This window comes from Parvimonas micra (assembly GCF_037482165.1).
Lineage (GTDB): Bacteria > Bacillota > Clostridia > Tissierellales > Peptoniphilaceae > Parvimonas.
In genome coordinates this window covers 359,334-377,077 of the sequence record NZ_CP148048.1, presented here as the reverse complement: position 1 = coordinate 377,077, position 17,744 = coordinate 359,334, and the positions used below count along the sequence as shown (strand labels likewise).

General features: G+C 28.0%; 22 protein-coding genes. 1 reads left to right on the top strand and 21 read right to left on the bottom strand.

The features are described 5' to 3' along the window. Positions 1-57: 57 nt before the first annotated feature. The 21 genes from deoC to WFJ11_RS01750 form a co-directional block, all read right to left on the bottom strand. Positions 58-702, bottom strand: coding sequence for a deoxyribose-phosphate aldolase (deoC, locus tag WFJ11_RS01850; RefSeq protein WP_009372505.1), 645 nt, complete (start codon positions 700-702; stop codon positions 58-60). Beyond that, positions 702-1,400 carry a purine-nucleoside phosphorylase gene (gene deoD, locus WFJ11_RS01845; protein WP_009372476.1) on the bottom strand — a complete coding sequence of 233 codons (699 nt, stop codon included), beginning with the start codon at positions 1,398-1,400 and terminating at the stop codon, positions 702-704. The genes deoC and deoD overlap by 1 nt, the downstream gene beginning before the upstream one ends. An 80-nt stretch (positions 1,401-1,480) precedes the next feature. Continuing rightward, entirely contained in the window at positions 1,481-1,948 is a 468-nt protein-coding gene (gene folK, locus WFJ11_RS01840; protein WP_009372723.1) for a 2-amino-4-hydroxy-6-hydroxymethyldihydropteridine diphosphokinase, read from the bottom strand. 8 nt (positions 1,949-1,956) lie between these two features. Continuing rightward, entirely contained in the window at positions 1,957-2,931 is a 975-nt protein-coding gene (gene folP, locus WFJ11_RS01835) for a dihydropteroate synthase (protein WP_293439931.1), read from the bottom strand. A 119-nt stretch (positions 2,932-3,050) separates the two neighbouring features. Then, positions 3,051-4,439, bottom strand: a complete 1,389-nt coding sequence (gene pepD / locus WFJ11_RS01830) for a beta-Ala-His dipeptidase (RefSeq protein ID WP_293439932.1) — start codon at positions 4,437-4,439, stop codon at positions 3,051-3,053. Position 4,440: 1 nt separating this feature from the next. Then, positions 4,441-5,652: a peptidase T gene (pepT, locus tag WFJ11_RS01825; protein ID WP_293439933.1), complete on the bottom strand. Its 1,212-nt coding sequence runs from the start codon at positions 5,650-5,652 to the stop codon at positions 4,441-4,443. A gap of 77 nt (positions 5,653-5,729) precedes the next feature. Then, entirely contained in the window at positions 5,730-6,521 is a 792-nt protein-coding gene (locus tag WFJ11_RS01820) for a DnaJ domain-containing protein (protein WP_338817551.1), read from the bottom strand. Between the two features lies 1 nt (position 6,522). Next, the gene (locus WFJ11_RS01815; RefSeq protein WP_009372535.1) at positions 6,523-6,744 is read right to left on the bottom strand and encodes a YdbC family protein; all 222 of its coding nucleotides are present in this window, start codon (positions 6,742-6,744) and stop codon (positions 6,523-6,525) included. Positions 6,745-6,753: 9 nt separating this feature from the next. Continuing rightward, positions 6,754-7,572 carry a hypothetical protein gene (locus WFJ11_RS01810; RefSeq protein WP_293439935.1) on the bottom strand — a complete coding sequence of 273 codons (819 nt, stop codon included), beginning with the start codon at positions 7,570-7,572 and terminating at the stop codon, positions 6,754-6,756. Continuing rightward, entirely contained in the window at positions 7,572-7,838 is a 267-nt protein-coding gene (locus WFJ11_RS01805) for a GIY-YIG nuclease family protein (protein ID WP_425334774.1), read from the bottom strand. Before WFJ11_RS01805 ends, WFJ11_RS01810 begins: the two co-directional genes overlap by 1 nt. A gap of 14 nt (positions 7,839-7,852) precedes the next feature. Beyond that, complete coding sequence (locus tag WFJ11_RS01800; protein ID WP_338817550.1) at positions 7,853-8,470, bottom strand: regulatory protein RecX; 618 nt, start codon at positions 8,468-8,470, stop codon at positions 7,853-7,855. A gap of 99 nt (positions 8,471-8,569) precedes the next feature. Next, a protein-coding gene (gene prfB / locus WFJ11_RS01795; protein WP_338817549.1) for a peptide chain release factor 2 occupies positions 8,570-9,683 on the bottom strand; the annotation gives its coding sequence in 2 pieces (ribosomal slippage) (positions 8,570-9,607 and positions 9,609-9,683; 1,113 coding nt in all). Positions 9,684-9,844: 161 nt separating this feature from the next. Continuing rightward, the gene (locus tag WFJ11_RS01790; RefSeq protein WP_009372390.1) at positions 9,845-10,687 is read right to left on the bottom strand and encodes an AraC family transcriptional regulator; all 843 of its coding nucleotides are present in this window, start codon (positions 10,685-10,687) and stop codon (positions 9,845-9,847) included. 244 nt (positions 10,688-10,931) lie between these two features. Continuing rightward, positions 10,932-11,429, bottom strand: coding sequence for a hypothetical protein (locus tag WFJ11_RS01785; RefSeq protein ID WP_338817548.1), 498 nt, complete (start codon positions 11,427-11,429; stop codon positions 10,932-10,934). Between the two features lie 160 nt (positions 11,430-11,589). Beyond that, positions 11,590-12,285, bottom strand: a complete 696-nt coding sequence (locus WFJ11_RS01780) for a DNA alkylation repair protein (RefSeq protein WP_293439943.1) — start codon at positions 12,283-12,285, stop codon at positions 11,590-11,592. A 16-nt stretch (positions 12,286-12,301) separates the two neighbouring features. Continuing rightward, positions 12,302-12,823, bottom strand: coding sequence for a nitroreductase family protein (locus WFJ11_RS01775; protein ID WP_293439945.1), 522 nt, complete (start codon positions 12,821-12,823; stop codon positions 12,302-12,304). An 11-nt stretch (positions 12,824-12,834) separates the two neighbouring features. Beyond that, positions 12,835-13,044, bottom strand: coding sequence for a DUF951 domain-containing protein (locus WFJ11_RS01770; RefSeq protein WP_009372460.1), 210 nt, complete (start codon positions 13,042-13,044; stop codon positions 12,835-12,837). Continuing rightward, the gene (locus WFJ11_RS01765) at positions 13,037-13,867 is read right to left on the bottom strand and encodes a mechanosensitive ion channel family protein (RefSeq protein WP_293439948.1); all 831 of its coding nucleotides are present in this window, start codon (positions 13,865-13,867) and stop codon (positions 13,037-13,039) included. Before WFJ11_RS01765 ends, WFJ11_RS01770 begins: the two co-directional genes overlap by 8 nt. Next, on the bottom strand, positions 13,860-14,132 hold the full coding sequence (locus tag WFJ11_RS01760) for a DUF3343 domain-containing protein (RefSeq protein WP_293439950.1): 273 nt from the start codon (positions 14,130-14,132) through the stop codon (positions 13,860-13,862). Before WFJ11_RS01760 ends, WFJ11_RS01765 begins: the two co-directional genes overlap by 8 nt. Before the next feature lie 11 nt (positions 14,133-14,143). Next, positions 14,144-15,160: a hypothetical protein gene (locus tag WFJ11_RS01755; RefSeq protein ID WP_338817547.1), complete on the bottom strand. Its 1,017-nt coding sequence runs from the start codon at positions 15,158-15,160 to the stop codon at positions 14,144-14,146. An 8-nt stretch (positions 15,161-15,168) separates the two neighbouring features. Further along, positions 15,169-16,461: an NAD(P)H-dependent oxidoreductase gene (locus WFJ11_RS01750; RefSeq protein ID WP_293439954.1), complete on the bottom strand. Its 1,293-nt coding sequence runs from the start codon at positions 16,459-16,461 to the stop codon at positions 15,169-15,171. A gap of 224 nt (positions 16,462-16,685) precedes the next feature. Between WFJ11_RS01750 and WFJ11_RS01745 the strand changes: the two genes are divergently transcribed. Next, positions 16,686-17,744, top strand: a complete 1,059-nt coding sequence (locus WFJ11_RS01745; RefSeq protein WP_293439956.1) for a rod shape-determining protein — start codon at positions 16,686-16,688, stop codon at positions 17,742-17,744.

The window sequence follows — 17,744 nt, the reverse complement described above, 5'->3', positions numbered from 1 at the left end:
AATGTATTTAAAAAATCGTAATTATAAAAAAAGGAAGTTGTTTCCAACTTCCATAAATTATTCTGAAATTATTTTTACACTTGCACTTACACCTAATCTGTCAGCACCTAATTCAATCATTTTTAAAGCAGTAGCCTTATCTCTTATTCCTCCACTAGCTTTAACTTTTGCTTTGTCTCCTACAGTTTTTTTCATAAGTGCAACAACATGTTCATTTGCACCTGAAGTGCTAAACCCTGTTGAAGTTTTTACAAATTCAGCTCCAGCCTTAACACAAAGTTCAGAAACTTTTACAATTTCTTCATCAGTTAATAGACAAGTTTCTATAATAACTTTTAAAAGTGCTTTTCCTCTTGTTGCATCTACAAGTGCCTTTATATCATTAAATACAAAGTCTAAATCATTTGATTTTAAAGCACCTATATTGATTACCATATCAATTTCATTTGCACCATTTTTGATTGCATTTTCAGTTTCAAAAACTTTACTTTCTGTTGTCATTGCTCCTAGTGGAAATCCTACAACAGTACAAACTTTAGTATTTGAACCTTTTAAGTTTTCAGCACATCTTTTTACATGACAACCATTTACACAAACAGAGAAAAAGTCATATTTTTTAGCTTCTTCACAAAGTTTATCTATCATTTCATAAGTAGTATCTGCCTTTAATGCAGTATGATCCATATATCTATTTAATTCCATTATGCTATCTCCAATGCTAATTTCATCATAGTTGTAAAACTATTTTGTCTTTCTTCAGGAGTTGTAATTTCTTTAAAATGGAATGAATCTGATACAGTTAATATTGTAATTGCATTAACCCCTGCATAATTAGCATTACAATAAAGAGCATAACTTTCCATATCCACTGCTAGAACTCCCATTTGTGCCCATTTTTTCCAATCTTCAGATGAAGCGTTATAGAAAATATCAGAACAGAAAATATTACCTACATTGATATCAATATTTTGTTCTTTTGATGCTTCATAAGTTTTTCTTAAAAGTTCCCAAGAACAGTTTGCTGAATATGTTCCATCTAATTTATATTGATGTGCAAAGTTTGAATCTGTTGAAGCAGCCATTCCTACAACTACATCATATAATTTAAGTTTATCACTATAAGCTCCACAAGAACCAATTCTGATTAAATTCTTAACTCCATAAAAATGGATTAATTCATAAGAGTAAATTCCAATTGATGGAACACCCATTCCGCTTCCCATAACTGAAACTTTTTTTCCTTTGTAAGTTCCTGTGTAACCTAACATTCCTCTTACATCATTAAATAATGTAACATCTTCTAAAAAATTTTCTGCAATAAACTTAGCTCTTAAAGGATCTCCTGGCATTAAGACAGTTTCTGCAATTTCTCCTTCTATCGCTCTATTGTGTGGTGTCATAAAAAACCTCCTTAATTATCTTTTATCTTACATAATATTAACATAAAAACTCTATTTTTTCAAGAATAATAGCCTAAATTCTAAATATCACAAGAGTTTAAATCCAACAATAATTGATGAACAGTCTTTTTAAATACAGGATGAATTTTATCCGGACTTATCTCATTCATAGGCTCTAAAACAAAAGACCTTTTTTGTATTTCAATATGTGGAACTTTTAAATCTTCTTCATCAATTATTAAATCTTCATAGAATAAAATATCTAAGTCAATAATTCTTGGCCCCCATTTGATTATTCTAACTCGTCCCATATCAAGCTCTATTTTCAAAAGAACTCCTAAAAGCTCTCTAGGACTAAGCTTTGTCTCAGCTATACAAACTGCATTTACAAAGTTATCCTGTTCTGTATAACCATAAGGCTCAGTTTCTATATAAGTTGAAACTTTTTCAACTAAAACTCCTCTTTCGTTCATCATCTTAATTGCTAAATCAAGATTTTTCCGACCTTCTCCCATATTACTACCTAAAGCAATCCAAACTTTACTCATAAGTCCTCCTATTTTTTATATGCTCCAAAATTAATATCTTCGCTTTTATCTGCCATTCTAATTGCATCTCCAATTAAAATTGCTAAAAAATGTTTATCAAAATCATGAACTCTTAGGATATTTACACCTTTAAAAGATGCAATCGCACTTAAATATGCAGATGCCAAATCTACATTAGAAAGTCCCTCTTCTGTTTTTATATCTGAGTCAATATTATTTTCAGTTAAAATATTTACTACAAATCTCTTTCTAGAAACTCCTAAAAATGATAAATATCCCATATTATGAATTCTATCTATTCCCTTAATCAATTCTAAGTTTTCTCTTTTCGTAAGTGCAAAACCGATGCCTGGATCCAAACAAATTCTTGACTTATCTATGCCTTTTGAAATAGCAATCTTCAAAGTTTTATTAAAACACTCTTTCATCATATCTAAAATATCTAAACTTTGGAAATATTCCAAATCTTTATCCGTTATAAAAGAATTTTTGCCAAACTTTGGAAAAATTTTTGAGCCTTCATGTTCTGGCCTTATGATTACGGGATTAAACATCATAATATATCCAACATTTGAATTTGCAATGACATCAACCATTTTTTCATCACCGAGTAAACCTGTAATATCGTTAATAATATCCGAGCCTGCATCTATTGCTGCCTTAGCAACTTCAGATTTCCAAGTATCAACTGAAATTACAACATCCATTTCAGACTTTATTGCCTTGATAATCGGAACAATTCTTTCAATCTCTTCTTCTACGGAAATTAATTTACTTCCAGGTCTTGTGGACTCTCCACCTATATCAAGCATATATGCCCCTTTTGAAACAAGCTCATTTGCTCTTTTTACAGCTCTATCAATATCAAAGTATTTTCCACCATCTGAAAAAGAATCTGGTGTCACATTCAAAATTGAACATAACTTTGTACTTTCTCCATTTTTGATTGACTTACTCGCAAACTTAAATTCAATATCACTCATAAAGACCCCCATATAAAATAATTTTAATTATTATATGTTTATTATATTAAATAAAACTTAAAATATCAACATAAAAAAATCAGCTAATCGCTTAGCTGATTTTCAATAAAATTTTAAAATTAATTTTTTGCAATTTCTTCAATTAATTTTAGCGTAAAGTCATAAACTCTTTCTGTTGATGGAATTGAAAGATTTTCTTGTGGAGTATGTGCTCCTCTGATGTCAGGTCCGAATGAAATCAACTCAAGATTTGGATATTTTTCATAGATTGCTCCACATTCAAGTCCTGCATGAACTACAATATTTTCAAATTCTTTTCCAGTTAAGTCTTTATAAACTTTATTTGCATATTTTTGTAATGTTGAATTTTCTTTCTTTTCCCATGAAGGATAACCGCCCAAAAATTCATGTTTTAAACCTAATTTTTCAGCAATTTTAGTAAAAGATGACTTCATATCTGCAAAAATACTCAATGAAGATGAACGGATTGAATCGCGAATTAAAATTTCATTTTCAGTTGTTTGAACTATTGCAAGATTTGATGAACTGATAATACCGGTTTCATCTTTTGAATTTACCCCTGTTGGCAATTCTTCTAAAATATCAACTAGAGTATTTTTTAATGCGTTTGTTAAAATTTTTCCATTAAATGTTTCTTTTTTATCTATTGTAAGTTGTTCTTCACCATTGTATTTTTCTGTAAATTTAGCAATTAATTCATCTAATTTTGGTGAATTTTCAATTACAATTTCGCCAACTCTAGGAATTGCATTATCTTTATTTCCACAGTTTACACTGGAGATTGAAAGTCCGCTCTCTTTTATAAATTCAGCAATTGTTTTAATCATATTTCTTCTATTTTTGCCGATTTCCATTCCTGAATGTCCGCCTAGATATCCGTCAAAATGAAGTTTAACAAGCTCTACTTCCTTATTTTCAAATTTTAATTCCAAATTTGTTTTAAATAAAGTACCACCAGCGGAACCAAGAGTTAAAATACCTTCTTCTTCGGAATCGATATTAAAAAGATATTTTCCTTTTAAAAGACCTTTTTCAAGTCCTAAAGCTCCTGCCATTGTAGTTTCTTCAGTAACTGTAATAAGTACTTCAAGTTCAGGGTGAATCAAAGTTTCATCTTCCAAGATAGCCATTGCCATTGCAACTGCAATTCCGTCATCTGCTCCAAGTGTAGTATTATTTGCAAAAAGTAAATCATCTTTAACTACCCATTCAATTTTATCTGTTGCAAAATTATGTTTTGAGCTTGTAGCTTTTTCACAAACCATATCCATATGTCCTTGTAGGATTATTCCAGGTTTGTTTTCATATCCCTTTGTTGCAGGTTTTCTTATATAGACATTAAGAATATCATCTTGTTTTGTTTCAAGTCCTAATTTTTTACCAAAATTATAAATGTAATCAGATACTGCCTTTTCATTATGTGATTCACGAGGAATATCTGAAAGTTCTCTAAAATAGTGAAAAACTCTTTCTGGCTTTAAATTCATATTATTCTCCTTTTACAATGTTTTCTACAATTTTTACAAGTAATTCTGAACCTTTTTCCATATATGAAATAGGAACAAATTCATATCTACCATGGAAATTAAATCCACCAGCAAAAATATTTGGACAAGGAAGTCCCATGAAAGAAAGTCTTGATCCGTCAGTACCACCTCTAATTGCTTGAATTTTTGGAGTAATTCCAATTTCAACCATTGAATTATAGGCAAGGTCAATTATATCTTTTCTATCTTCTAATTTTTCTCTCATATTGTAATATGAATCTTTAAGTTCTAAAGTAATTGAATTATCATATCTGAAATTTAAAACTTCAACTATTTTTTTCATATATTCTTTTTTATTTTCAAATTTTACTCTATCAAAATCTCTTATAATAAATTCCATATGAGTATTTTCAGTATCACCTTTCATTTCTAATAGATGATAAAAACCGTCATATCCTTCTGTATGTTCTGGTCTTTCATTTGCAGGTAACATTGATAAAAGATTATGAGCAACCATAAGTGAATTTCTCATAATATCTTTTGCTGAACCCGGATGAACATTTTTACCTTTAATATCCACAATTGCACTGCAAGCATTGAAACTTTCATATTCAAGTTCTCCAATAGGTCCACCGTCAATTGTATAAGCAAAGTCTGCTCCAAATTTTTTAACATCAAAATGGTCTGCTCCACGTCCTATTTCTTCATCAGGAGTAAAGCCTATTGAAATATCACCATGTGGTAAATTATTTGATGTAATTTTTTGAATTGCATCCATAATAATTGCAATTCCTGACTTATCATCTGCCCCCAATAAAGTATTTCCATCAGTTGTTATTAATCTTTCTCCCACAACTTCTTTTAAGCAAGGAAATTCTTTTACAGACATCGTCACTTCATCATTTAACTTAATATCTCCACCTTTGTAATCAACAAATTGAGGATTTACATTTGCTCCGGTAAGTTCTGTTGCAGTATCCATATGTGCAATAAAACCAACTTTTTTTAGATTGTTTTCTACATTTGATTTCAAATGAGCATAAACATAACCCTTTTCATCAATATGAGCATTTTCAATTCCCATTTCTTTTAATTGCTTTACAAGTAAATTTCCCAAGTTCTTTTGTTTCTCTGAAGAAGGAACTGTTTCAGACTTAGGATTTGATTGAGTGTCCATTTTTGCATATTCCACAAAACGATCTACTATATTCATAACTACCTCCAAATAATTTATTTCATATCTATTTTACCACAATTTTAAAATTAAAAAAAGATAGCAATTATCTTCTGCTATCTTTTCATTTGATTATATCTTTTTATATTTTCTTCTGTTAAAAATTCAAAGGCTGAATTAATCTCTTGAAATTTTTCAGTTGTATCTGTATCTCTATTCAAATCAGGATGATATTTTTTTGCAAGCTTTCTATATTGCAATTTAACTTGATAGTAATCTATATCAAAAGTATTAAACTCTAAAACTCTACAAGCATTTTCGAATTTATTCTTAAAATCACTATATGGGTCATAACTTGCACCAGCATTTTGATAATATCCTTGATATCCTTGATAACCTTGATATCCTCCATAGTATCCGCCTTGATTTGAAAAATATTCATTAAAAGCATTAAATCTTCTTTCCCATTCTTCTTGTTCTCGTCTTTGTCTTTCTTCTCTTTCTCTTTCATATTGTTCTTCTTGAGCTCTTTCATATTTTCTTTTATATTCTTTAAAAGATGAATAACCCTTGTTATTTCCCAACAAGAAATTTCCATAATCATTCAAATATTCACATAAAGAATAATTAATATATCTTAGAAAAGAAATAAATTTCTTTCCCAAGAACGGAACTATGAAAAAGACAAAAATAATTAGCCAAAAAACTGGATTTGAAAGTAAAAATATAAGCACTAAAGGAAGTAAAAACGAACCCAAAGTTAAAAAAGCTATTCCAATCAATACTAAAAATACAGAAATACTGCTTAGTAAATTTACAATATAAGATAAGCCTGTTACTATTGCTCCTAAAATTACATCCAAGACTTTTGAAAGTCCTAAAATAAATTTTCCAAAAAGTTTTTTCACATTATTCTCCAAATTCTTCCTTTAAAATTTCATAAAGCGCTTGAGCTTCTTCCTTTGTAAGAGTTATACCTTTAGACATTCTTTCATGACTTGGATTCCAATCTCTTATATCGTATTTTGGTTCTCTTTCATTCCAACTAACTAAATTTAACTCTTTTCTCCAACCTTTTTCATTTTCGGAAAGAATTCCTAATTCCTCTGCAATTTCGAATTTTAATTCCATTTTCTCCTCCTAATTTAACATTCCATTTTTATTTGTAGGCAAAGAAGCTATAAATCCATCCATTAAACCATTTTTTATTTTTGTTAAAATTTCAATTGAATGATTTATATCTGCCTTTCTATTCTCAACTTTTTTCAATAACTTTTGCATTCTCTCAACCTTTTTCTCATCAAGAGTGTCTTTACAGGATTCCCCAAGATTTTTTACTTCTCTTTGCAAAAATTTTAAATTATTCTCTAAAGTTCGAATATTTTCCGAATACTCATCAATATCAAAATCTATCGGATTTTTTATCAATCTTTCTTCTTCAATAGCTTTAAAAATTTTATTCATTGTTCTTTTGCTGTCATCAGCTTTTGCTTTTAGCGTCTTTTTCCAAAGTTCTTTATCCCAATTTTTACTATTTGTTTGAGGAGAAATTTCTTTCGCAATCGCCTTAAAGACATCATCACAAGTGTTTTTTTCTTCTATATCAAGTTCGTCAAATAGTCCTACAAAATTTTTAACTTCATTTGAATTAAATCTTTTGCTATTTTTATTTTCTGAATCTATAATTGTATAAACTTGACTTACATCTACAAAATTATCTGCAAATTCAAGAGTTTTTAAAATTTCTCCTGCCCTAAAAAGATTCATAACATCTCTTTCAAGAGACTTTTGAATTTTCATAAGATTTTCAATATTTTTTTTATATAAAAGTTTAAACTTTTCATCATCTTCTAAAACTAAGTCATTCCTAATTGAAATAATTTCCTCTTTTAAAAGTAATAATTCCGCTAAATTTTCTCTTAAATCATTATATTGATTATATAAATTTTCATTAATCATTAAACATCACCTTCCATATAAGTAGAAAATTTGCTTTTATCAAAATTTAATACTAATTTTTCTTTTTTTAACCTATTCATCTTTTTTATCTTAATTTCTCTCTTAAGTGCTTCAGACTTTGTTTCAAAAATTTCAAAATAAACGAGTTTTACAGGAGTCCTTCCTCTAGTATATTTTGCTCCACAGCCTGAATTGTGCTTTTCAAATCTAGCTTTTAAATCAGTTGTATAGCCAGTATAAAAACTTCCATCTTTACACTCCAACATATAAACAAAAGTCATCATAATATTTCCTTTAAAACATCATTTATAACATCAAAACCAAAACCTCTATAAGTTAAATAGTTTATAATTTTTTGCTTTTTCTTAAATTTATCCTCTTCATTAGACAATAGGTTCAACTTTTTTATACCCATTTTAAGGGCATTATCAAATTCTTCATCATATTCAAATTCATCTAAAAAGTCTTCAAAAATATTCTTAGAAATTCCTTTTTGAATTAATAAAGATTTGATTTTATTTTTTCCATATCCATTTAGTTTTTTCTTATCTTCAATAAATATTTCACAATAGATTTTATCGTTTAGATATTCCTCTTTTTCTAAAATATCTAAAACTTCATCTATAACCTCTTCTGCAAAGCCATTCTCTTTAAGTTTTAATCTCACTTCATATTTTGTTTTCAATTTTCCAGAAATATAATTAATTGCTCTTGACTTTGCTCTTTCAATATCTGAAAAATACTTCATTTCTAAAATTTCATCTTCTGAAAAATCCATATCAACAGAAACTTTATACTTTTCAAAAATATTGTAATTCAAAAGAAGTTTTGTTTCATCTTCAAAAATTACTTCAAAAACTTCTTTAGATTTACTATAATTTATACTTGTAACTTGCATTACTTAAATAATCCTATAACAGTTGGTAATACTCCTACTACCATCATTAAAGCTAATATAAGTGCAATAATTCTAGTTGCTGTTTCTCTTTTCATAAAATCACCTGCTTTTTTTTACTAACTCACATAAATATTGATTTATAAATTCATCAATATTCCCATTCATAACGGACTCCACATTTCCAGTCTCATAACCTGTCCTATGATCTTTTACAAGTGTATAAGGTTGAAAAACATAAGACCTTATCTGTGAACCCCATGCAATCTGAGAATATTTACCTTGAATATCTTCTATTTTTTCTCTATTTTCTTCCTGCTTTATAATCAAAAGCTTTGCAATAAGCTGTCTCATCGCTGTATCTCTATTAAACATTTGGCTTCTTTCAGATTGACAGGAAACAGTTACTCCCGTTGGAATATGAGTTATTCTAACTGCAGAATCTGTTTTATTAACATGTTGTCCACCTGCTCCACCAGATCTATAAGTATCAATTCGTAAATCTTTAGGATTTATTTCAATATCAGTAATTTCTTCAATTTCTGGAAAAACATCTACACTTGCAAAACTTGTATGTCTCTTATTTGAAGAATCATAAGGAGAAATTCTAACAAGTCTATGAACTCCTTTTTCCCCTTTTAAAAATCCATAGGCATTTTTCCCTTCAACTTTTAAAGTAACAGACTTAATTCCTCCTTCAGTATCAGAATTGTAATCCAAAATTGAAAATGAAAAACCCTTGCTGCTAATCCATCTTGTATAAAGACGTTGTAACATTTCAGTCCAGTCTTGTGCATCTGTACCACCTGCACCAGCATGAATTTCTAAAATGGCATTATTTGAGTCATATTCTCCAACCATTAAGGTATTTAATTTCAATGATAAATATTCCTTTTCAATATTGTGAATATTCTTTAATGCTTCTTTTTCATATTCCATAAATTCTTCATCAGATAAAATTTCTAAAAATTCTACAGAATCTACAATTTTTTGGCTTAGACAAGTAAAAGTTTCAATCTTAAATTTTAAATTTTTCATATTATCTAAAATTGACTTTGCACTTTTAGAATCATTCCAAAAATCTTCCTTAAAGCTCTGAGCTTCAAGACTCTTATATTCATCTTCTAACTTAGAAATGTCAAAGTGAATCACCAATTTCTGATAAATTTTGTTGCAGTTTTTTTAACCTTTCAATTACTGTACTTAAATTTTCCATCTCTCCCCCAACGACAACAATAAAATACAATCTTTTCATTTAAATAGAGCTAATTACACTTTCAATAATGGAAATATAATTACAGTTAATTTTATACTATTAAGATATTTTCGTCAAGTCCAACAAAAAAGAGCCAATGGCTCTAATTTATTTTTAATATATTACGCTTTTACAATTGGAATCCATAATTCCATTTTATAATCTTTACTATCCATATCCCCTTCATAGTAATATTCAAAGTCAGGAGTTCCCGAATGAACATATCCATGTTCCGGAAAAAACACTTCCATTACATACTTCCAACCATTGTGAATACATTCAGGAACTACTCCTTTTAGTTCAACAATAGCATATTCAGCCTCTTCTACTTCTAGGATATCAAGTCCCATACTTTTTGCTTTATCTACATCCGTAACAATATATCCTGCCATGTAATTTATTACATTTGGATTTTCTACGTCATGACAAATGCCTACACTTTCTCCATCTCCTAGACTTGCAAGTTCTTCATGGCTATATTTTTCATATAATTTATTCCAAACTTCTGGACATAATGATGAATTAATATTTTCTTCATTGAAACCTGCAACCGTAAATGAACCTTTCTTTTGAATTGTAACATTCATACTTCTTCCTCCTTTAACTGTTAATGCTAATTGAATTCTAGAAATCAATTTGAATGGTTTCCCATTTCTTACTTCAGAAGGAGTAAATCCATGAAAATTCTTAAAAGCTGTTCCAAAAGAGTCTGATGACTCATATCCAAATCTAAATGCAATGTCAATTACTTTTTCGTCCGTATCTCTTAAAGCAATCGCAGCCTCTGTTAATTTTCTTCCTCTCAAATATTCTGAAAGTGTTGTTTCAGTTAAAATAGAAAACAATCGACTAAACATCGCATATGAATATCCGGATAAATGAGTTATTTTCTTTTCATCAATTTCATCTTCTAAAACAGTTTCTATATAATCTATCGTACTATTAAAAGATTTTATTATACTCATTTGATTTCTCCTTTCTAGATATAGTTTAACAATTTTTAGATTGTACTACCCTATAATGTAGGTACAAATTTTAAAGGATATTTTTCATTTAAAAATAGAGCTAATTACACTTTCAATAATGAAAATATAATTACAGTTAATTTTATACTATTAAGATATTTTCGTCAAGTCCAACAAAAAAGGTAGTGTGTTAAGATAAAAAAATTTTTTACACTACCTTTCATATTAAATTCAATCTATATATTCAATTTTTTCTCTTTGCAAATACTTCACCATTTGTAACCCAACTCTTGCCATTATCAAAAGATGTTTTGCTTTCCCAATGAAATGTGTCGAAAGTAATATTTGAAAATATCCATTGATTAAGACTCTCTGTTTTCTCTTTATTCACTAGTACAATTTTATCATCTATTTTTTCTGCTTCCAAACAAACCATCTTTCCTAAACAGGAATAGCAAATATCCCATTTTTTCTTTTTTGGATTATATATTCTTATAGTTGTAGCATATTCAGCATCCGGTTGTGGAGTTGCAACTCTTTCTACTCTTGACGGACAAATGAAAACATCTTGAATTCCTTGACCGTTCAATATCTCTGAAAACAACCATTCTCCTATTACATGCCTTTCTTTTTCAGTTCCTTTTCCATCAACCCATTCAATTTCCCATTCTCCAATTAGAGGAGAAAATATATTTTTGCTTTCTGATTTTTCTCCAATCAATGCTTCAAAAAAATTATTCATATATAAATACAAACCTCCCAAATAAATATTCATAAAAGATATAACATAATTTAATAACTATATTATAGCATATTTTCATTGTTTATGAATTATCAATAAAAAAATTAGGAAGTACCTTTAAAAATTTACTCCCTAATCCTAATTACTAAATCTTTTCATTCTATTTCACTATTTTTACTTTTAAACTTCTTAAATATGATTTTTCTTCTTCGGTAATTCTTCTGCTTTCTATTGCCTTTTGAATTGCTTTATTATGAGTCCAATCATCAAGTTTTTTATTTTCTATAAACTTTATAGCATACTTTTGTTGTTTAGCAATGGCAGTTGCAAAATACCAAGCAATCATCATATTTACATAATACTCTTCAGACTTTACTTTTGAAACAATTTTCAAATGTTCTTCTTTAAAATTTTCATCCAAATAATTTGAAAGCAAAAGACCTATCCCATATCTTATAACATAAGTGTTTTCATCTTTTATCCAATCTAAAATATATCTATATGTTTCATTTGGATATTTTTTAAAAACTTTCGGAGAAAACAAGTCACAAGTTGCCCAATTGTCAATGAATGGAATAAATTTTTCTGTATATTCCATAGCTAAATCAAAATCTTTTATTTGCTCAATCAAACATCCATGTAAATTATTTTCTTCATAGTATTTATGCGGAAGATTATTTAAAAAATTAAAAGTTCGTTTTTCATCTTCTTTAAATAATTTTTTTGCATAATTTCTTAAATCTGGCGTTCTAACTCCGATTATTAAGTCTTTATCTACTGTTGGAATAAGCTTAGCATTAAAATTTTTATATTCGATATCTTGAAAAGAAAATAAATCATTTAATATTTTATCCATATATTTTCCTTTAAATTTATTTTATTTTTAATTCCTCAAATAATTCTTCGTCTGATTTATAAGTTTCATGCAATGGTGAAGGCATAGCATTTTCAGATTTATAACCCATAAATAATAACATTACTATTTCATTTTGTTCAGGAATATCAAATTTTTCCTTTACAATATCAGGATTAAAAGCTCCAATAAATACTGAGCCCAATCCCAAGTCTTCTGCTTCAAGAACCATTTGCGTTGCAACAATTGTAGCATCTACAATTCCACTTGAAATTCCAGTATAACCATTGTACCAACATTGATCCATATTATATGTTATGACAAACATAAGTTGTGAATTAAATTCACAAGGAGATGACTCATTTAAAAGTTTTAACTTTTCATCTTCAGTACAATAATAAACTTTTATTGGTTGGTTATTTTTTGCTGTCGGTGCAATTTTTCCAGCCTCTAAAATTTTTAAAATCTTTTCTTTTTCAACCTTTTTACTAGAAAATTCCCTTACAGAATATCTCTTTTTTGCCAATTCTAAAAAATCCATAATTACCTCCTTTAGAGATTTGCAACTTTGAAAAGTTTCCCATCTATTTCAACTTTTCTAAGTCTTTTTTCAAAATCAATTCTTTTAATCCAAACTTCCCTTTCACAACCTAGACATTTCAACTTTATTTCAATTCCCGTTTTTAAAATCTCCCATCTATTTGTTCCACAAGGATGTTCTTTTTTTAAAACTACAATGTCCGATACTTTGTATTTATACAATTTTATCACCCTTTTCAAGTTTCAAAAATTCAATATTTTTTTCTTTAAATTTTTTATACAATTCTTCTCTTAAATTTTTTTCGTTTTGCCATTGCGTAGAGTGTTTACTCCAAATTGCAATAGCAATCTTTACATAATATTTTTCAGTTTCAGTAACTCCAAAAAATACTGGATCTTTAATTACACTTTTATATTTTTTTGAAAATTCTGGTGAAAAATCATTTATGATTTTCTTAACTTTTTCAACATCTACATCAGTTGGAAAACAAAAAGTAACAACAGACCTTTGATTATTTTTACTAAAGTTCGTAACAGTTGTTATACTTCCATTTGATATTGTATTTATACTTCCGTCATAACCTTGAATCTGTGTATTTCTCATATTTATAGCCATAATATTACCAGAAATTCCATTAATATTAACATCATCCCCAATATTATATTGATCATCTAGTAGAATAAAAACTCCACTGAATAAATCTTTAATAATACTTTGTACTCCAAATGCAATTATAATACCGCCAACTCCCGCAGTTGCTATTAAAGATAAAGTATTTACATCAAAAATACTAAGTATTATAACCACAGCGATAAAATAAATAATATATTTCAAAACACTTGACAAAATAGAAACTATAGAATTAACTTTTTTAGAATTTCTGAAATCATTTGATTTATATGTTTTAACTAAATTTGTCAAAGCTTTTGTAAAAATATAAATTATAATTTTAGCAATCAGAAAAACTATGACTGATAAAATTATTTTTATAATTAAACTTCTAAGCGAATCCGAATAAATCAAATTCTCAAAAAAATTATTCATTAATATTTATCTCCGTTACAACATTTCCTCTATCTTGTGTCTTTTCAAAAAGCCAAAGGTAATCAACATTTTTACCAGTTTCTTTTAATGATTTCACTGTTTCAAGTTCTCTTGGATCAAGTAAAATTGCAAGACCACAAGAACGACTTACTTCCCTAGGTGTTGGAATAGTTTTAAATTTTTTATCTAAATTTTTAAGTTCTTTTTCTAATTGCATTGTATGATTAACTGAATTAAAAGTCAATAATAAATATTTTTCGTCCAAAAAAATCCCTCCTATTTTATTTTTTTGTATTTGTCTTTTTGAATCAAATATACTGAATCTTCACTTTGAATAGAATCTATTATCTCAGCTGAAAATTCTTTCTTTTTTAAACTAGACTTATCAACTAATACATACCCATTATTTTTGACTAAAAGAATTTCTTTACTTAAAATATAAGATTTTACATAGTCATTACCAATTTCAACAGTTTTTTCTAGTGTCAAATCCTTAGCATTAAAAACTTTTAAATCATCAGAAAATAAATAAATCTTTCCAGAATCATAGATAACATTTTTTAAATTTTTTATATAGTATTGACTCTTTATAATATTTTTTTCAAAAAGGTATAATTTTTCATTTGTAGCAACAAAAAGTTTATCATCTGAATCATTTACAAATCCAAATTCTATTATAAATTCATTAAAAAATGTAAAATCGCAAACAGTTGACTTATCTTTTGAATTCAAAATATGAAATCTAGATTTAATTGAATTTTCCGATTTTACATAATCTGTATATGCAAAATTATTTTTACTTTTTGAAAATTTTATATATCCAGGATTTTGCACATCATCATTTGTATACAATTCACTTAAATTCTCATCATAAATTTTAAAACTCGTATTATTGATTAGAATAATTTTATTATTTTCAATAAAAAAGTCCTCAATTTCATTATCCAATGAAACACGTTTAATCTCATCAAAGTTCTTACTATACATAATTATTTCATTACTCATCAATGAATAGATAACATCATTAGAAACTCTAATTTTACCATTATTCTCAATATCTTTTTCTAATTTAAGTTTTCCATTTTTATTAAATCTTGAAAATTTATTTTTTTCGAAGATATACATTTCATCTTTAATAAATTCAATTTTACTATATGGTTTTGAAAAATCATAAGTTACTTCTTTATTAGAATTACCTGAGAATTTTAAACTTAAAAATATAATAAATATAATTACTGCAATGGTAAAAATTCCCATTGCAATTTTATTCTTATATTTTGAAATAATTTCCATACTTTCTCCTAAAGTCCTAATTTATCTTGCTTTCTTCTAAGTTTAGTTATAATATGGTCTTCATCCAATTCAACCATATCAAGAGTAATAAGCTCATCTTTTTTAACATCAACTTTTAACTTAGTTTTTTTAGTAATCATAGCAATTGGCAAAAGATTTCTATTTTTTTGATCTGCATGGCTTGTTATTTTACCAAAAACGGATTTTCCACCAATTCCCTCTAAAATTTCTCCTGCTTTCAAATCTCTTTTTGCAACTGTAATTGTATCTGAAACTTGTCCACAAGCTGGGACAATAGTTGATTCTTTTTCAACAATTGCATTATATATAGTTATTGGTGTTTCTAGACTTGTTAAATGATAAGGTCTGTATATAGCATAATTTGGGCCATCACCCATTTTTAAATACTTCATTAAATCATGAACTTCGTCACTATCACTTGTTACGATAGCATAAACTCCTGGTGCTACTCCAAAAGCAAAATCCACAGTCTTATAATTATTTAAAATTCCTCCTTGCTCTTTAAGAGAAAAAATTTTAGCTAGTTCTGCAGGTGTAGCATTTGGTCCATGACAGCCGATAACATCAGGAATAAATCCTAAGGCATTCGCAGCACTTGTAAGTTCAATCATAGTATTAGTTCCATCAATAAAGCCTGCAAGCATTTTTGGATAAAGTCCCTTTGAAATCGCCTCTTCTCTGACTTCATCTTCTGTAATATAATGATTAAGCGGATTATTCTTTCCCTTTCCAACTGCAAGAAGTTTAAAACCTGCACCTAAAGCAAAATCTGCAAGTTCCATTATTGCACCTGGTTCATCTCCAGCAGATCCAGTATAAATAACATTTTTCTTTTTTGCTAAATTGAATAAATACGGTCCAATAACTGCATCACATTCAACATTCAACATAATTGTATGTTTTCTATTTTCAATTGCATCCATTGCTAAAATCGCACCAAAAGGAGGATTCCCAGTTGCATCAACAACCCCTTTTATATCTTGTAATTTGCAAGCAATAGTATAATCATCAGAAACGACATACATACCATTTTTTATAGAATTTTCAATTATTTTTATATTATCACTTGTAGTAATATCTGACTTTCTAACGCCGGAAGAAATAAGAGCTTCCATAGCTTTTTCTGGTTTTTCATCTATTACAACAGAACTTGTAAGACCTTTAATTCTAGAAAGTTGATTAACAAGTCCTTTCCCCATTTTCCCAGCTCCAATAAGCGCAAACTTAACTTCTTTATTTGCATTATATAAATTGTTAAGTTTGTTTTTCATTCTAAACATAAAGTCCTCCATATCAATATTAATTTTATCATTCTTATTTTACTACAACATATAAATTTTATCAAATTTTTTTATATGAAAAATGCCCTTTACTATAAGCTAATTTTAGTGTAAAATTATAGTAGTGTATTTTGGTTTAAAATAAATTTAAAAAATATAATTATCTAGAAATTATTCTGATAATATATAAAGTAAAATAGATAGGAGATTTTTAGGGGATTTTTATGAAGTATTTTAGAAAAACTCTTGCCATTGATTTTGGAACATCAAAGGTAGTAACTTTCGTTGAAAATAAAGGTATCGTAGTGAATGAGCCATCTGTGGTTACTATGGATACTTATAAAAATAAAATTTTAAATTATGGAGAAACTGCAAAAAAATTATTAGGACGTATTCCAGGAAATGTAGTTGCAAAAAGGCCAGTAATTGCAGGAAATATTGTAGATTTTAATGCAACAGAAGCTATTATAAAAAGAGCAATAAAAAAATCTGTTGGAAAAAACTTTTTTAGACCTAATGTTTTAGTCTGTATTGCCAGTGAATTGACTCAAGTACAAAAAAGAGCAATAACTCAAGCTGTAAAACTTGCAGGGGCTAATAATGTTGTACTTTTAGAAGAAACAATAACTGCCGCAATAGGTTGTGGTGTAAATATAAACGATCCATCAGGTACTATGGTTGTTGATATCGGAGCAGGAAAAACAGATATTTCTATTATTTCTAATGGTGAAATAATCATTGCAAAAAGTTTAAATGTAGGTGGAAATACAATTGACCAAGCAATCGCAGACTTCATTCGTACAAGATATAATATGTTAATAGGAGAAAATACTGCAGAAATTATCAAATTATCAGCTGCAAGAGCCTATCCTACTAATGACGGTTCAATGTATGAAATTAAAGGAAGAAATGTTATGAATGGTCTTCCAATGCATATTTTTGTAAATGATTCAGATATTGCACATGCGATTGGAATGACATTAAATAAAATTTTAAATGCTATAACAGAAACTTTGGAAAAAACTCCTCCTGAATTAATTGCAGATATTTCTGAAAAAGGTTTAATTCTTACTGGAGGTACATCTCAAATTCCTGGTCTTGTTGAATTGATAACAGATAGAACTCGTTTAGAAGTTTTAAACCCAGAAAATCCTGAATTAATGGTAATAAAAGGTGCAGGAAGATTTTTGAAGAATGTTGATTTTTCAAATGATGAAATAGAATATTTAGACGAATTAAAACGACATGTTTTAGAACAAAAAGAACAATTAAGAAAGAGATAA

Excerpts from the sequence above, each read along its gene's own strand:
- deoC (WP_009372505.1), bottom strand. The coding sequence starts at position 702 with ATGGAATTAAATAGATATATGGATCATACTGCATTAAAGGCAGATACT.
- deoD (WP_009372476.1), bottom strand. The coding sequence starts at position 1,400 with ATGACACCACACAATAGAGCGATAGAAGGAGAAATTGCAGAAACTGTC.
- folK (WP_009372723.1), bottom strand. The coding sequence starts at position 1,948 with ATGAGTAAAGTTTGGATTGCTTTAGGTAGTAATATGGGAGAAGGTCGG.
- folP (WP_293439931.1), bottom strand. The coding sequence starts at position 2,931 with ATGAGTGATATTGAATTTAAGTTTGCGAGTAAGTCAATCAAAAATGGA.
- pepD (WP_293439932.1), bottom strand. The coding sequence starts at position 4,439 with ATGAATTTAAAGCCAGAAAGAGTTTTTCACTATTTTAGAGAACTTTCA.
- pepT (WP_293439933.1), bottom strand. The coding sequence starts at position 5,652 with ATGAATATAGTAGATCGTTTTGTGGAATATGCAAAAATGGACACTCAA.
- WFJ11_RS01815 (WP_009372535.1), bottom strand. The coding sequence starts at position 6,744 with ATGGAATTAAAATTCGAAATTGCAGAGGAATTAGGAATTCTTTCCGAA.
- WFJ11_RS01810 (WP_293439935.1), bottom strand. The coding sequence starts at position 7,572 with ATGATTAATGAAAATTTATATAATCAATATAATGATTTAAGAGAAAAT.
- WFJ11_RS01805 (WP_425334774.1), bottom strand. The coding sequence starts at position 7,838 with ATGTTGGAGTGTAAAGATGGAAGTTTTTATACTGGCTATACAACTGAT.
- WFJ11_RS01800 (WP_338817550.1), bottom strand. The coding sequence starts at position 8,470 with ATGCAAGTTACAAGTATAAATTATAGTAAATCTAAAGAAGTTTTTGAA.
- WFJ11_RS01790 (WP_009372390.1), bottom strand. The coding sequence starts at position 10,687 with ATGAGTATAATAAAATCTTTTAATAGTACGATAGATTATATAGAAACT.
- WFJ11_RS01785 (WP_338817548.1), bottom strand. The coding sequence starts at position 11,429 with ATGAATAATTTTTTTGAAGCATTGATTGGAGAAAAATCAGAAAGCAAA.
- WFJ11_RS01780 (WP_293439943.1), bottom strand. The coding sequence starts at position 12,285 with ATGGATAAAATATTAAATGATTTATTTTCTTTTCAAGATATCGAATAT.
- WFJ11_RS01775 (WP_293439945.1), bottom strand. The coding sequence starts at position 12,823 with ATGGATTTTTTAGAATTGGCAAAAAAGAGATATTCTGTAAGGGAATTT.
- WFJ11_RS01765 (WP_293439948.1), bottom strand. The coding sequence starts at position 13,867 with ATGAATAATTTTTTTGAGAATTTGATTTATTCGGATTCGCTTAGAAGT.
- WFJ11_RS01755 (WP_338817547.1), bottom strand. The coding sequence starts at position 15,160 with ATGGAAATTATTTCAAAATATAAGAATAAAATTGCAATGGGAATTTTT.
- WFJ11_RS01750 (WP_293439954.1), bottom strand. The coding sequence starts at position 16,461 with ATGTTTAGAATGAAAAACAAACTTAACAATTTATATAATGCAAATAAA.
- WFJ11_RS01745 (WP_293439956.1), top strand. The coding sequence starts at position 16,686 with ATGAAGTATTTTAGAAAAACTCTTGCCATTGATTTTGGAACATCAAAG.